The 15,030-nt window shown below is 33.1% G+C and carries 14 protein-coding genes and 1 tRNA gene; 14 read left to right on the top strand and 1 reads right to left on the bottom strand.

What is annotated here, in order from left to right; genetic code table 11:
- The coding region (locus tag ACI32A_RS08485; RefSeq protein WP_439754620.1) for a hypothetical protein at positions 1-284 on the top strand (284 nt) is incomplete at its 5' end.
- A gap of 123 nt (positions 285-407) precedes the next feature.
- Here ACI32A_RS08485 and yaaA read toward each other — a convergent pair.
- Positions 408-1,115 (bottom strand): peroxide stress protein YaaA, encoded by a 708-nt coding sequence (gene yaaA, locus ACI32A_RS08480; RefSeq protein WP_439754619.1) that lies wholly within the window; start codon positions 1,113-1,115, stop codon positions 408-410.
- 179 nt (positions 1,116-1,294) lie between these two features.
- On the opposite strand from yaaA, the gene ACI32A_RS08475 reads away from it, so the two are divergent.
- The 13 genes from ACI32A_RS08475 (at position 1,295) to ACI32A_RS08415 (ending at position 15,030) form a co-directional block, all read left to right on the top strand.
- Entirely contained in the window at positions 1,295-3,010 is a 1,716-nt protein-coding gene (locus ACI32A_RS08475) for an ammonium transporter (RefSeq protein ID WP_439754618.1), read from the top strand.
- Between the two features lie 241 nt (positions 3,011-3,251).
- On the top strand, positions 3,252-4,529 hold the full coding sequence (locus ACI32A_RS08470) for an MBOAT family O-acyltransferase (protein WP_439754617.1): 1,278 nt from the start codon (positions 3,252-3,254) through the stop codon (positions 4,527-4,529).
- A gap of 11 nt (positions 4,530-4,540) precedes the next feature.
- Positions 4,541-5,851 carry a DHHW family protein gene (locus tag ACI32A_RS08465; protein WP_439754616.1) on the top strand — a complete coding sequence of 437 codons (1,311 nt, stop codon included), beginning with the start codon at positions 4,541-4,543 and terminating at the stop codon, positions 5,849-5,851.
- Between the two features lie 269 nt (positions 5,852-6,120).
- A complete protein-coding gene (thrS, locus tag ACI32A_RS08460) occupies positions 6,121-7,866 on the top strand; it encodes a threonine--tRNA ligase (protein WP_439754615.1) in 1,746 nt (581 codons plus the stop codon).
- 83 nt (positions 7,867-7,949) lie between these two features.
- Positions 7,950-8,198: a TM1266 family iron-only hydrogenase system putative regulator gene (locus ACI32A_RS08455; RefSeq protein WP_439754614.1), complete on the top strand. Its 249-nt coding sequence runs from the start codon at positions 7,950-7,952 to the stop codon at positions 8,196-8,198.
- A 35-nt stretch (positions 8,199-8,233) separates the two neighbouring features.
- Positions 8,234-9,136, top strand: a complete 903-nt coding sequence (locus tag ACI32A_RS08450; RefSeq protein ID WP_439754613.1) for a hypothetical protein — start codon at positions 8,234-8,236, stop codon at positions 9,134-9,136.
- A gap of 44 nt (positions 9,137-9,180) precedes the next feature.
- A complete protein-coding gene (locus ACI32A_RS08445) occupies positions 9,181-9,471 on the top strand; it encodes a hypothetical protein (protein WP_439754612.1) in 291 nt (96 codons plus the stop codon).
- 109 nt (positions 9,472-9,580) lie between these two features.
- Positions 9,581-9,841, top strand: a complete 261-nt coding sequence (locus ACI32A_RS08440; RefSeq protein ID WP_439754611.1) for a GroES family chaperonin — start codon at positions 9,581-9,583, stop codon at positions 9,839-9,841.
- Between the two features lie 12 nt (positions 9,842-9,853).
- Positions 9,854-11,464, top strand: a complete 1,611-nt coding sequence (gene groL / locus ACI32A_RS08435; RefSeq protein ID WP_439754610.1) for a chaperonin GroEL — start codon at positions 9,854-9,856, stop codon at positions 11,462-11,464.
- Positions 11,465-11,534: 70 nt separating this feature from the next.
- The gene (locus ACI32A_RS08430) at positions 11,535-12,782 is read left to right on the top strand and encodes a peptidoglycan bridge formation glycyltransferase FemA/FemB family protein (protein ID WP_439754609.1); all 1,248 of its coding nucleotides are present in this window, start codon (positions 11,535-11,537) and stop codon (positions 12,780-12,782) included.
- Between the two features lie 34 nt (positions 12,783-12,816).
- Positions 12,817-12,901 (top strand) — tRNA-Leu (locus ACI32A_RS08425).
- A gap of 165 nt (positions 12,902-13,066) precedes the next feature.
- On the top strand, positions 13,067-14,032 hold the full coding sequence (locus ACI32A_RS08420; RefSeq protein WP_439754608.1) for an ABC transporter substrate-binding protein: 966 nt from the start codon (positions 13,067-13,069) through the stop codon (positions 14,030-14,032).
- A 62-nt stretch (positions 14,033-14,094) separates the two neighbouring features.
- A complete protein-coding gene (locus ACI32A_RS08415) occupies positions 14,095-15,030 on the top strand; it encodes an ABC transporter permease (RefSeq protein ID WP_439754607.1) in 936 nt (311 codons plus the stop codon).

Raw genomic sequence — 15,030 nt, 5'->3', positions numbered from 1 at the left:
TGATCAAACAAAGAGAAAAGGGGATATTCTATATGATGGAATGTGCAAATAATATCAGTCAAAATGAAAAGGAATGGCTGAAGAAATTAGAAGAAGAAAGATATGAAATGGATCGTGCCCAGAAAGTCGAAAATGCCAGGTTGGAAGGTAGAATAGAAGGGATTGAAATTGGAATAAAAAATGTTATTAAAACAATGTATGAAAAATCACAAGATATAGAATTCATAGCGCAAATGGTCAATCAAAGTGTTGAATATGTTCAAAATGTTTTAAATGAAAAATAATTGTTAGAAAAAATCGGTAACTATTTTTCATTAGAATGAGTATATTCTATGAATTTTATTTTGGAAAATGTAATATATGAATGGTACTAGAAGTAGATATACACAAGATATTTTAGATAAAAACTAATCTTTTAGAAATACGTAACAATTTTCTGTACTTAATTCTTTTTGATAAGAATAACCAAATTCATCAAAAGAAATAATTTCAGAAATGTTTTCTAATTGATTCTGAGCACAAAAACGAACCATGGCACCTCTTGCCATTTTGGCATAAACACCTTTTTCTATATATTTTCCATTTTCGAGTTGCACAAAACGAACATCAACGAGTTGTCGATATTTTCGAATGACTTTGGCATATTCTTCGGATGCTAAATTTAAAACAGGGCCTTGCTCAATTGCTTTTGAAATTTCATCTTTCCAAAATTCGTATAAAGAAAAAGGAAGTTTGGCTTGCATTTCTAAGCGATAAAAATGTATGCCATCTTTTGGTTTTAGCAAACCATATAAACCGGAAAGAATATATAAATGATTTTGAAGATATTCGATTTCTGTATCCTCAAAAATTTGGGAATGCATATATTGATATTGAATACCGGAATAACACATTAAAGCTGGATATGTACATTGATTTTCAAAATGTTGATAAAAATTATAAGCTTGTGATGCCAATTTGTCATTGCATTTCAAGACTTTTTTTAAAGAAAGATAGTCTAAGCTTTGAATATGTTTCACTAATTCCTTTGTTTTTTCTAAAAAAAGAGGAGATGTACAATCCATTTGAATATCGACTTCTTTCATTTGTTTAGCGGGAGATATAATAATTTTCATAATGTTATTGTAACACAAAAATAATGTAAACGATTACATAAAATAATTGAAAATAATTTACATTTTGTTGTTGACAATTAAAAAAGTTCGATGTAAACTTTCAGCATAAAAAGCAAAGGAGCTTTGAACAAAGACGTTCAGAGCTCCTTCTTTTTTTATATTAAAAGGAGAGGAATCTTATGGAAGAAATTTTGAGTCAAGTATTTGGAATCTGGTTTCTAATTGGAGCCGCATTGGTTTTCTTTATGCAAGCTGGATTTGCCATGGTGGAAGCCGGTTTTACAAGAGCCAAGAATGCCGGAAACATTATTATGAAAAACTTAATGGACTTTTGTTTAGGAACCGTTGCATTTTTGATTTTAGGTTATAGTCTATTATGTGGACAAGACGTTGCCGGATTTATTGGATGGGGTGAATCACCATTGTTCAATTTTACCGGAACAGATTGGTCAAGTTTAGTATTTAACTTAGTATTCTGTGCCACAGCAGCAACCATTGTTTCAGGAGCTATGGCCGAAAGAACTAAATTTATTTCTTATTGTATCTATAGTTTTGTGATTAGTTTGGTTGTTTATCCAATTGAAGCCCACTGGATTTGGGGTGGCGGATGGCTTGCCCAAATTGGTTTCCATGACTTTGCTGGAAGTGCTGCTATTCACTTTGTTGGTGGATTAACTGCTTTGATTGGAGCAAAATTATTGGGACCACGTATTGGTAAATTTGATAAAGAAGGAAATCCAAGAGGTATTCCAGGTCATAATATTACAATTGGTGCTTTAGGATGTTTCATTCTTTGGTTTGGATGGTATGGATTCAATGGTGCCGCTGCTGTTAATTCCATTCAATTATCTACAATTTTTGCAACAACAACTATTGCACCAGCCGTTGCAACAGTTACATGTATGGTTTATACATGGATCAAATATGGGAAACCAGATGTATCTATGTGTTTAAATGCTTCTTTAGCTGGTTTAGTTTGTGTCACTGCTGGATGTGATTACATCAATGCGATGGGAGCTGTGATTGAAGGAATTGCTTCTGGTTTAGTTGTTATCTTTGGTGTCTGGCTATTAGATTATAAATTAAAAATTGATGATCCTGTTGGAGCTGTAGCCGTTCATATGTGCAATGGAATCTTAGGAACACTGATGACTGGTTTATTAGCTTGTGGAACAGATTCAAGTGGATATGAAGTTTTAGGATTGTTCTATGGTGGAGGAATTGATTTTTTCTTGATTCAATGTTTAGGAATTCTGGCAATTGGGGCTTGGACAGCCATTACTATGTATATCACATTTAAAATTATTGATAAAACAATTGGATTACGTGTTTCAGCTCATGAAGAAATTATTGGATTGGATGCGACAGAACACGGATTGGAATCTGCTTATGCTGGTTTCTCTATTTCAAATGATATTACTAGTTTATTAGAAGACGATGGAATCGATTTATCGGATATTGATTTTGATTTTGAACAAGAATCAAAATTAAATCCAGTTGTAGATGTACAAGATGCGATTCCTGTGTATTCCGGGTATGGTGATATGAATAAAGTCGAAATTATCACAAAACTCGAAAAATTTGATGCTCTAAAGCGTTCTTTGGATGCCATTGGAATTGGTGGAATGACAGTTACACAAGTATCTGGTTGTGGAGTTCAAAAGGGACAACAACAATTCTATCGTGGGGCCAAAGTTAATATGGAATTACTTCCAAAAATTAAGGTAGAAGTCGTTGTCAGTGAAATTCCAGTTGAAAAAGTCGTTAAGGCTGCCAAAAAAGCATTGTATACCGGAAATATTGGTGACGGCAAGATCTTCGTATACCGTGTAGAAAACGTGTATCGTATTTCCAGCTCGGCTAGTGGTCCAGACGCTTTAAAGTATTCTAAGTAATTGAATATTGTATCCTTTCTTGAAAAGAAGTTTGTTTTAGACAAACTTCTTTTCATTTTTATTACACTATATTGTACAATATTTACATAAAGAGAGAGTGTATATGGTATTTTCAAGTTTATTATTTTTATTTGTGTTTCTTTTTTTAAATTTAATAATCTATTTCTTCCAAGTTAAACACAGAAATATAGTTTTACTAATATTCTCGTTAATCTTCTATGCATGGGGTGGACCACGCTATTTGTTGTTACTGACAGGGGATACTTTTGTCAGCTGGTTTTTTGCGCTTTGCATGGAAAGAAAACCAAAACATAAGAAACTATTTTTAATTTTAGATTTAATTTTTATGCTAGGTATGTTAGGTATTTTTAAATATCTAGGTTTCATCTTGGGAAATATTCAATTTCTATTTGGCATTCCAAAAGAAATTCCTGGAATCGTTCTTCCTATTGGAATTTCTTTCTATACTTTCCAGTTGATTTCATATGATGTAGACGTTTATAAAAACAAAGTAAAAGCCCAACCAGTATTTTTTAAACTTTTACTCTATTCTTCTTTGTTTCATCAATGCATTGCTGGACCCATTGTTCGCTATGAAACGGTTGCACATGAAATAGATCAAAGAAAAGTGAATATAAATGATGTTTATTATGGAATTCGGCGCTTTAGTATTGGTTTAGCCAAAAAGGCCATACTAGCCAATTCGATTGCCTCTATTGCAGATACACTATTACCATCGGGTATTGAAAACTTACATGCACAATCTACATTCGGTCTCTGGCTTGGTGTTATTTTATATACTCTTCAAATTTATCTGGATTTCAGTGCTTATTCTGATATGGCAATTGGGATGGGACGAATGGTTGGATTCCATTACTTAGAAAACTTTAATTATCCATATATTGCTTCAAGTATTCAAGATTTCTGGCGACGATGGCATATTTCATTAAGTACATTTTTTCGTGATTATGTTTATATCCCATTAGGAGGAAATCGTGTTTCGAAACAAAAATATATACGAAATATGGCTGTTGTCTGGTTTTTGACAGGTCTTTGGCATGGAGCCAGCTGGAATTACATATTATGGGGACTCTATTATTTAGGTTTTTTATTACTGGAAAAATTTGTGATTCGAAATCGAATTCCAAAAGGATGGAATCATGTTTATACATTGTTTGTGGTTGTAGTTGGGTGGACTATTTTCCGATTTGAAAATTTAAATGAATTAATAACAGTTTTATTGGGATTAATTGGATTGAATGGCCATGGTTTTGTGAATTTAGTTGCGACAACGCAACTTAAAGCCAATATTTTCTTGATTTTATTTTCAATGATTGCTTGTACGAATCTAGGTAAAATTTTACATATCATTTTTGAAAATCTATCAAAAACAGGAAATCAATTTTTCTTTTATACATATAACATATTTAATACGTTTTTAATTCCAATTCTATTGTTTTTATCATTCTTGGCATTGATTGGAAACAGTTACAATCCGTTCTTGTACTTTCAATTTTAAAAGGAGTCAATATGAGAAAACTAAAATGGACAAAAAAACAAAAGCAAATTTTACAACTTTTTCGTTTTGTGACAATTAGTATCTTTGTCTTTTTTCTTTTCATTGGCTTTTTACTTGGAAATCTATGGTTTTTAAGACCAAAAACGAGTGAAATTGAAAAACGAGACTTAACATCTTTTCCATCTTTTACATGGAAAACATTTTTAGATGGATCCTATTTTTCAGATATATCTACATGGTATGCCGATACCTATGTGGCTAGGGATACCTTTATTGCGATGAATCATTCTTTTCAACAAAAATATGGTATTTCGTTTAGTGAAATGATGGTAGGAAATATTGTACAAGGAGATGATATTCCAGATGGTTCTAAGGAAAAGAAGATAAAAAAAGATCCGGTGATTCCAGATCAAAGTACATTGGAAGCAGAAGTAACAGATAAAATTATGCAGGGTTTATATATTGAAGATGGAGCGGCCTATGGATGGTATTCTTTTTCACAAGAAGCAGCGGATACATATATTGATGCTCTTGAAAAAGGTGCTGAAAAACTAGAAGGCATTACCAATGTATATTCTCTATTAATTCCCAATAATTCAGGCGTTGTTTTAGATGATGAAACATGTTCAAAATTAGGTGGTTCCAATCAAGGACAAGCTATTGAATATTATTTTAATTCCTATAATAAAGTGAAAGGCATTGAGATATATGATACTTTGAAAAAACATAACGATGAATATCTATATTTTAGAAGTGATCATCACTGGACTCAACAAGGTGCATATTATGCCTATAAAGCTTTTTGTGAATTAAAAGGATTTAAAGCAGAAAAATTGAGTGAACTTCCTTCCTATACGTTTTCTCCTTTTTTAGGAACATATTATAATGAACTACAACTTCCTGAAATGGCAGCCAATCCCGATACAGTCTATGCTTATGCACCTAAATCAACGAATGAAATGGTATATGATGATGGAACGGGTACTTTGATTCCCTGGAAAGTTATTCAGGATGTATCAACTTGGAATGAAGGAAGTGGATATTATTGTTATGTGGCAGGGGACAAGCCTTTTGCGATGATTGATAATCCTGAAATTGAAGATGGAACAAGTTGCGTTGTGATTAAGGAATCCTATGGAAATTGCTTCATCCCATTTTTAGTGGATCACTACGACAAAGTATATTATATGGATTTTCGTTATACGAATTATAATATTGTGGATTTTTGTAAAGAACATAAGGTGACAGATCTAATTGTTGAAAACAATATTCAAATCATTGGAAGCAGTGATGTGGCTTCTCGTTTCTATGAATTACTTTAATTTGACTTGTCTTAAAAATCGATTTATAATCAAATTAATAATTGTGATGAGGACATGGGTTTTAATCTTTTAATGTAGAGAGAAGAACGGCTGGTGAAAGTTCTTTGCGAAAATTAAAGCTTACTCCCTTTGAATTGCCCTTGAAAAAGTGAGCCGTATTCTTGCGTTAAAAGATTTGAGTGCTCCGTATTGGAGAACAAAGGTGGTACCGCGTACGACAGACGTCCTTTGATTGTCTGTCGTTTTTTTATAGAAAAGGAGAATGAAAAATGGAATTAATCAATATTTTAGAAGATGAACACTTATCAGTATTAAATCATTCTTGTGCTCATATGATGGCTCAGGCAGTTCGTCATTTATATCCAAACGCTAAATTCTGGGTAGGACCTGTTGTAGCTGAAGGTTTTTATTATGACATGGATTTAGGTGATGTATCTTTGAAAGATGAAGATTTATTGAAAATTGAAAAAGAAATGAAGAAAATCGCTAAAGATGGAAAACGAATTGTTCGTAAAGAAATTTCAAAAGAAGAAGCCTTAGAAATGTTTGGCGACGATGAATATAAAGTGGATTTGATCAATCGTTTAGAAGAAGGAACGATTTCTTGTTACAGCCAAGGCGATTTCACAGATTTATGTCGTGGACCTCATGTTGAATCCGTAAAAATGTGCAAAAACTTTAAATTATTGAAGCATTCAGGTGCATATTGGAAAGGTGATGCCAATAATAAGATGCTTCAACGTGTATATGGAATTTGTTTTGATACAAAAGAACAATTGGAAGCACATTTAGAAGCTTTAGAAGAAGCAAAAAAACGAGATCATAAAAAATTAGGAAAAGAAATGGAATTATTCATGTTAAGTGAATATGCGCCAGGTATGCCAATTATGCTTCCAAATGGAATGATTTTTAGAAATATTTTGGAACAATATTGGTATCAGGAACACACAAAAGAAGGCTATCAATTTATTAAAACGCCAATTATTGCTTCTCGTGAATTATGGGAAATTTCTGGGCATTGGGATCATTATCAACAAAATATGTATACAACAAAAGTGGATGAAAGAGATTTTGCGATTAAGCCAATGAATTGTCCAGGCGCTTTACTGGTTTATAATAATTCTTTGCATTCTTATAAAGATTTACCGCTTCGTATTGGCGAATTAGGACAAGTTCATCGTCATGAAGCCAGTGGTGCATTAAATGGATTGTTTAGAGTACGTACATTCACACAAGATGACGCACATATTTTTGTTACACCAGATCAATTAGAAGAAGAAGTTAAAAAAGTATTAATGTTGATTGATCGTATTTATTCTGTTTTTGGATTGAGTTATACAGTGGAATTATCTACTCGACCTGAAAGTGGATATATTGGATCCCTTGAAATCTGGGAACAATCTGAAAAAGCTTTGGCGAATGCATGTGTTCATGCTGGAAAAGACTATGTTATTAATCCAGGGGATGGGGCTTTCTATGGTCCAAAATTGGATATTCACATTAAAGATAGTTTAGGAAGAGACTGGCAATGTGGAACTGTTCAATTGGATATGAATTTACCACAGCGTTTTGAATGCACATATATTGATAGTGAAGGAAAGAAACAAACACCAATCATGCTTCATCGTGTTATTTATGGTTCCATTGAACGTTTTATGGGAATTTTGATTGAACACTTTGCGGGGCATTTCCCATTGTGGCTGTCTCCAGTGCAATTTGATGTTATTCCAGTTCACGTGGAAAAACACTTGGATTATGCCAATGAAGTAGTTTCTTTGTTACAAAAAGCGAATATGCGTGTACAATTGGATGCTCGAAATGAAAAATTAGGGTATCGTGTTCGTGAAGCACAAATTAAAAAGATTCCATATCAAATTGTTGTTGGTGAAAAAGATATTGAAAATCGTACAGTGACAATTCGTAAATCTGGTTCAAAAGAACAATTGACAATGAATTTAATGGAAGCCATCGAAAAATTTAAAAATGAAGTAGAAACAAAGGCTTTATTTCAATAGACTTGATGCATTCAAGTCTATTTTTATGTATAATAAAACCGTTCTAACATCAAAACAAAGTTGAGATGAAAGAGGTGGTTTATATGGATAGTCGTGTAGCATTAATTGGTATTCTTGTGAAAGATCCGAATTCGGTAGAAGAATTAAATCGCATTTTGCACGAGTTTTCTTGTTATATTATTGGACGCATGGGACTTCCTTATAAAGAAAAAAATGTCAGCATTATCAGTATTGCCTTGGACGCACCAATGGATACCATCAATATGATTTCAGGTCGTATAGGTCGTCTATATGGTATTCAGGCAAAAACGATTGTGACAAAACTAGATTAGCTCACCTTTGTTTGAAAAAACAGGAGGTAAGAAGGATGTTAAAGAAGTATTTTAAATTATTTTTGGGTCTTGTACTTTCTTTGGGATTGGTGGCATGTTCTTCAAAAGAAGAAACAAAAGAACCGGTTTCTATTTTATGTCCGTCAGGGGCTCCCGCATTGGCATTATTAGGTGCAACCAATGATGAAAATGTATCTATTGAGTATGCTAATGCCGATGTATTGCAAGCCGAATTATCTAAAACAGATGGAGACTATGATATTATTGTGGCTCCAACAAATTTAGGAGCAAAATTATATCAAGCCAGTCAAACGTATCAATTAGAAGCTGTGTTGACATGGGGGAATTTGTATATCGTTGGACCAGTTGATTTTGATTTTACAACAGGTTCTTTAGCTGCTTTTGGAGAACAAGCTGTTCCTCAACTGGTTTTTAATTATTGTTATGACACAGAAAATTTAGATGTTACATATTATTCAGATGTAGCCCAGGCCCAGCAAGCTTTATTAACAGGACAGACGCAATGTGCTTTATTAGCTATGCCAGTAGCTCAGGCAACAATAGCCAAGGCTAAAGAAAACAATATGGAACTTACAATTTTAAGTGATGTTCAAAAAGTATTTAAAGAAAAAAGTGGATTTAAACAAGAAGGATATCCACAAGCTTCTTTGTTTGTAAAAAAAGATAAAATCGAAAAAGTATCTTATGTATTAGATGAAATTTCTTCTTTTATTGAAAACAGTGATGAAACAGCTATTTCTGATGCGATTGAAGCAGAAGGAATCGAAAACTTAGGTGTACCAGCTAAAGAAATTTGTGTAAAAACATGGGATAAACAAAATATTCGTTATGTAAGAGCAAACGAAGTTAAAGATGAAATCGAAAATTTCTTGTCGATCTTTAAAATTGAAGTCGCAGAAGATTTGATTGTTGAATAAGATTTGTCTTTTGTGTACAATGGATTCGTTTGAGGTGAATGATTATGCAAATAACAGATAATGCAAAAATGATATTGGAAAAAATGTTAGAAGAAGAACAAAAAAATTGTTTGACATTTTTTACAGAAGGAAATGGATGTCAAACGCGTCTTTGTATGGATTTTATTGTAGTCAGTGATGGAAATCAAATCAATGGCCTATATGTAGATATGTCAGAAGAAACATCTCGTTTATTAGAAGATATTGTATTGGATGCGAAAAATGGTAGTTTAGTCATTCAGTCTAAAGGTGGATGTTCGGGTTGTTGTTCAAGTTGTTCACAAGGATGCCAGTAGCATCCTTTTTTTTTTATAAAAAATTATCACTTAAGACTTGAAAGTGCTAAAAATGCGAGTATAATACAATTAGCACTTGAAAAAGATGAGTGCTAAAAGGAGGGATAACATGTTAAAACCATTACATGATTATGTTTTATTAGAAAAATTAGAAAAAGAAAGTACCACTGCTTCCGGTATTATTTTGACAAGTTCAAAAGAAAAATCGAAATTTGCGAAAGTGATGGCAATTGGAAGTGAAATTCATGATGCAGGATATCAAGTAAATGATGAAGTATTGTATCGTGAATATGCTGGAACAAGTATTTCGTATCAAGACAAAGATTATATTGTCATTAAAGATGAAGACATTATTGCAGTGAATCAATAGGAGGTTGAATGTATGGCAAAAGAAGTTCGTTTTTCAAAAGACGCAAGAGAAGCAATGTTAAAGGGAGTAAATACATTAGCTGATGCGGTACGTGTGACATTAGGACCTAAAGGGCGTAATGTTGTTTTGGAACGTGAATATGGATCACCTTTGATTACAAATGATGGCGTTTCAATCGCAAAGGAAATTGAATTAGAAGATAAATTTGAAAATATGGGAGCAAAACTTGTATATGAGGTGGCTTCTAAAACCAATGATACAGCTGGAGATGGAACAACAACTGCTACAATCTTAGCACAAGCCATGATTGAAAATGGATTAAAACAAGTGGATCGTGGGGCTAATCCAGTTTTGATGCGTGAAGGAATTGAGATGGCAGCTAAAGAAGTTTCCAAATATATTTTGGAACATTCTTCAAAAGTTGAAAGCTCAAATGATATTCAAAATGTTGCGACAATTTCTTCTGGATCCAGTGAAATTGGACAAATCATTGCGCAGGCAATGGATAAAGTTGGACGCGATGGTGTTATTTCAACAGATGATTCCAATGGCTTTGAAACTGTCTTAGATATTTGTGAAGGTATGCAATATGATAAAGGTTATGTTTCTCCTTATATGGTAACAGACCGTGAAAAAATGGAAGCCGTATTAGAAAATAGTTATGTTATGGTTACAGACTACAAGATCAGTAACTTACAAGATATTCTTCCAGTATTGGAACAAATTGTAAAAGTCAATCGTCCTTTATTAATCATTGCAGAAGACTTAGAAAACGAAGTTGTATCTACATTGGCTGTCAATAAATTACGTGGAACATTCAACGTTGTTGCGACTAAAGCTCCTGGATTTGGAGATAATCAGAAAGACATGTTACGTGACATTGCAGCTTTAACAGGTGCTACTTTCTATTCAAAAGACTTAAATATGAATCTACAAGATATGACATTGGATGACTTAGGACAAGTAAAGCGTACAATTGTCAAGAAAGATTCAACAGTCATGATTGGTGGAGCTGGAAGTTCAGAAGAAATTCAGGAACGTGTGGATTTAATTCATGCGCAAATGGATGCTACTACATCTGAATATGATAAAAAACGATTGGCTGAACGTTTAGGAAAATTATCCAATGGTGTTGCGATTATCAAAGTTGGAGCTGCTACAGAAAGTGAATTAAAAGAAAAGAAATTACGTATCGAAGATGCTTTGAATTCAACAAGAGCTGCTGTTAGTGAAGGAATTGTTGTTGGTGGAGGAGCTTGTTTAGTTAAAGCTTATATGGCCTTAAAAGACAAAGTGAAATCAGATATTGTAGATGTACAACGAGGAATTCGTGTTGTCTTTGATGCTTTATTAAAACCAATTGAACAAATTGCGGATAATGCAGGATACAATAGTGAAGAAGTTGTAGCACGTCAAAAATTAGCAGGAGAAAATGTTGGATTTGATGCGAAACGTGGTGAATGGGTAGATATGTTCAAAGAAGGGATTATCGATCCAACAAAGGTTTGCCGTAATGCTTTAATGAATGCAGCTAGTATTTCGGCTTTATTCTTAACGACTGAAGCTGGTGTTGCCAGTATCAAAGAAGAAAAAGAAGCTATTCCGCCTCAACCAATGTATTAATGAATAAAGGTCATAAGGCCTTTATTTTTTTTAATTTTAGAGTATGATATATATCCGAAAGGAAAATAAAATGAAATTTGAGAAACTAACAATAGAAGAATATACTCGTTTTCAAAAAGGTCATCCATATAACAATTTTTTAAACAGCATTGAAACATACGAATTCGAAATTAAAGAAGGACACGAATGCGAATTAGTTGGAATGAAAGAAGGAAATGAAGTACTATGTGCTTGTTTTTTGATGAAATATCCAATGATGAAGTGTTTTTCTTATTACTATGCGCCAAGAGGCTTTTTGATTGATTATTCCGATGTTGAATTACTTAAACAATTCACAAAAGAATTGATTCGGTTTTGTCGTAAAAAAGGGATTGTAGAAGTTATTGTTGATCCATATATTTTAATTCAGGAAAGAAATCAAGAAGGGCAAATTGTTGAAAACGGTTTTCATCATAAAGATATATTAAATACGCTTCAATCTCTTGGATATATTCATAAAGGCTTTTCCATTGGCTATGACTCTAATATGCAGGGAATGCGATGGATGTATGCGATGGATTTAAATGGAAAGACGAAAGATAGTTTATGGAAGTCTTTGCATCAGCAAACTCGCTGGAGTATTAATCGCACAATAAAATATCAAATGCAAGTGCGTGATTTATCAATAGATGAATTGGATATTTTTGTGGATATTTTAAATCAGACAGGAAAAAGAAGAGGATTTGAAACAAGAGATAAATCGTTTTTTGTCAATCAGATGAATTGCTATAAAGATAAAATGAAATGTAAATTAGCTTATTTAGATATTTCTTTATTAAAAAAATATTTAAACGAAGAAAAACAATCATTATTGATGGATTTATCCAATGTGGAATTGAAATTAGGACAAGTTTCCAATAGTAAAAAATTCAACAAGAAAAAGAAAGTAGTTTTAGAGGCTTTAGAAATTAATGAAAAACGATACAAAGAAGCCAATAGTCTTGAACAACAATATGGTACAATCATTCCTATGGCAGCCAGTACATTTATTTATGACCAAGATGAAGTTATTTATTTAATGAGTGGAGCCTATGAAGAATTCCGAGATTTTTATGCTTCCTATGCCATTCAATGGAATGTGATTCAAGAAGCTTTGGATATGGGCTATAATAAATACAATTTTTATGGAATCAGTGGAAATTTTGATCCTGAAGATGAAAATTATGGCGTATATGCGTTTAAAAAAGGATTTCCTGGAAGAGTTGAAGAACTTATAGGAGACTTTGATTTACCTTGTCGTCCATTTTTATATCAATTGAATCGAAAAATCAAGAATTGATATTTATAGATTTTTGATGTATGATGTATGGCATGAGGCCGTGGTGGAATGGCAGACACGCCACTTTGAGGGGGTGGTGAGCATTGCTCGTGTGAGTTCAAGTCTCATCGGCTTCACCATATGTCACTAAGAAGCAAAGGCTTCTTTTTTTTGTGAAATAATTTACATTAATTTATGAAAGAAATATGAAAAATTAAGTTCAATGTAAAAAAATGTAAATGACTCGTTGACACTTGATTTTAGCGTGATAAAATAGGACTGTAGTAATTATACGGAGGAATCATATGAAAAAAATTATTTCAGCAGGTATGGCATGTTTGATGGCCGTATCTATGTTTGGTTGTTCAAGTACGACAGAAAAAAATTCATATAATATCGGAATTGTTCAACTTGTACAACATCCAGCTTTAGATGCTGCCACACAAGGATTTAAGGATGCACTTATTGAAAAATTAGGAGAAGATAAAGTTACTTTTGATGAGCAAAATGCATCAGGTGACTCAGCAAACTGTGCCACTATTGTGAATGGATTTGTATCCGATAGTGTAGATTTAATTATGGCAAATGCCACAGCACCTTTACAAGCTGCAGCTGCAGCAACAAGCGAAATTCCTATTTTAGGAACATCGGTAACGGATTACGCTACAGCATTGGAAATCGATGATTGGACAGGTGTAGTTGGAAACAATGTATCAGGAACAAGTGATTTAGCACCTCTTGATGAACAGGCAGCTTCCATTCATGAATTATTCCCAGATGCAAAAACAATTGGTTTATTATATTGTTCAGCTGAACCAAACTCAGTTTATCAATGTGATACAATCAAAACATATTTAGAAGATTTTGGATATACAGTTGAATATTTCTCTTTTACAGATTCTAATGATATTGCTTCTGTTACACAAACAGCGTGTGAAAAGAGTGATGTAATCTATATTCCAACTGACAATACAGCTGCAAATAATACAAGTACAATTAAAGATATCGTTGCCAGTGATGCATTTAAGACACCTGTATTTGCTGGAGAAGAAGGAATTTGTTCCGGTTGTGGTGTTGCTACTTTATCTATTAGTTACTATGACATTGGATATACAACTGGTGAAATGGCTTATGAAATTTTAGTGAATGGAGCCGATATTTCTGAAATGGAAGTTAAATATGCACCAAATGTCACAAAAGAATATGTTAAATCTATGGCTGATTTCTATGGAGTAAGCGTCCCTGAAGAATATCAGGCAATTGAAGAATAAAAACTAACAATTAAGGAGAAAGAATAGCTTCTTTCTTCTTTTTTTTCAGAAAGGATGAAAATATGTCGTTTTTTGTTTCTTTATTAAATTCTATGCCAGGAGCCATTTCACAAGGAATGATATGGGGAATCATGGCTATTGGTGTTTATATCACATATAAAATATTAGACATTGCAGATCTAACAGTTGATGGATCCTTATGCACTGGAGCCGCAGTCTGTATTGTATTGATCATGTGTGGTGTACCTGCCTATATTGCTTTGGCATGTAGCTTTATTGTTGGCCTTTTTGCTGGATTTGTGACAGGAATTTTTCATACAACATTTGGTATTCCTGCCATATTAGCTGGAATTTTAACACAATTGGCACTTTATTCTATTAATTTACATATTATGGGATGGGACCAAGTCACTTTTTCGCGTGCCAATTTACCAATCAACGCGGATAAATACAATTTGGCTTTGAGCTCAAGATATGTACGAGTCTTAAGCTTTAAAAACCCATTAATTGTATTATTTATTTGTATTATTGTTTTAATTGGACTTTTATATTGGTTCTTTGGAACGGAATTAGGATCTTCTTTACGAGCTACAGGAGCCAATGGGAACATGGCTAGAGCCAATGGAATCAATACAAATCGAGCTAAAGTACTGGCTTTGATGATTTCTAATGGATTGGTGGCTTTAAGTGGTGGATTATTAGCTCAATATCAGGGGTTCTCTGATATCAATATGGGACGAGGAGCCATTGTGATTGGTTTAGCAGCTGTAATCATTGGAGAAGTATTGTTTTCAAAAGTCTTTAAAAATTTTGCGCTTTTATTATTGAGCTGTGTATTAGGAGCTATTATTTATTATATTGTAATTCAAGTTGTACTAAAACTTGGATTATCCACAGATGATTTAAAATTATTATCGGCTATTGTAGTGGCATTGTTCTTAGCGGTTCCATACTGGAAAGCCAATTATGCTAGTAAACATGTAAAGAAGGGAGTGTAA

The organism is Floccifex sp. (assembly GCF_051873555.1).
GTDB lineage: Bacteria > Bacillota_I > Bacilli_A > Erysipelotrichales > Erysipelotrichaceae > Floccifex.
The sequence above is the reverse complement of the archived record's forward strand: the minus strand, read 5'-3'. Positions and strand labels throughout refer to the sequence as shown.

Bases quoted from the DNA above. Each gene is read 5' to 3' on its own strand.
- ACI32A_RS08430 (WP_439754609.1), top strand. From the start codon at position 11,535: ATGAAATTTGAGAAACTAACAATAGAAGAATATACTCGTTTTCAAAAA.
- ACI32A_RS08420 (WP_439754608.1), top strand. From the start codon at position 13,067: ATGAAAAAAATTATTTCAGCAGGTATGGCATGTTTGATGGCCGTATCT.
- ACI32A_RS08465 (WP_439754616.1), top strand. From the start codon at position 4,541: ATGAGAAAACTAAAATGGACAAAAAAACAAAAGCAAATTTTACAACTT.
- ACI32A_RS08445 (WP_439754612.1), top strand. From the start codon at position 9,181: ATGCAAATAACAGATAATGCAAAAATGATATTGGAAAAAATGTTAGAA.
- ACI32A_RS08440 (WP_439754611.1), top strand. From the start codon at position 9,581: ATGTTAAAACCATTACATGATTATGTTTTATTAGAAAAATTAGAAAAA.
- ACI32A_RS08475 (WP_439754618.1), top strand. From the start codon at position 1,295: ATGGAAGAAATTTTGAGTCAAGTATTTGGAATCTGGTTTCTAATTGGA.
- thrS (WP_439754615.1), top strand. From the start codon at position 6,121: ATGGAATTAATCAATATTTTAGAAGATGAACACTTATCAGTATTAAAT.
- ACI32A_RS08450 (WP_439754613.1), top strand. From the start codon at position 8,234: ATGTTAAAGAAGTATTTTAAATTATTTTTGGGTCTTGTACTTTCTTTG.
- groL (WP_439754610.1), top strand. From the start codon at position 9,854: ATGGCAAAAGAAGTTCGTTTTTCAAAAGACGCAAGAGAAGCAATGTTA.
- ACI32A_RS08415 (WP_439754607.1), top strand. From the start codon at position 14,095: ATGTCGTTTTTTGTTTCTTTATTAAATTCTATGCCAGGAGCCATTTCA.
- yaaA (WP_439754619.1), bottom strand. From the start codon at position 1,115: ATGAAAATTATTATATCTCCCGCTAAACAAATGAAAGAAGTCGATATT.
- ACI32A_RS08455 (WP_439754614.1), top strand. From the start codon at position 7,950: ATGGATAGTCGTGTAGCATTAATTGGTATTCTTGTGAAAGATCCGAAT.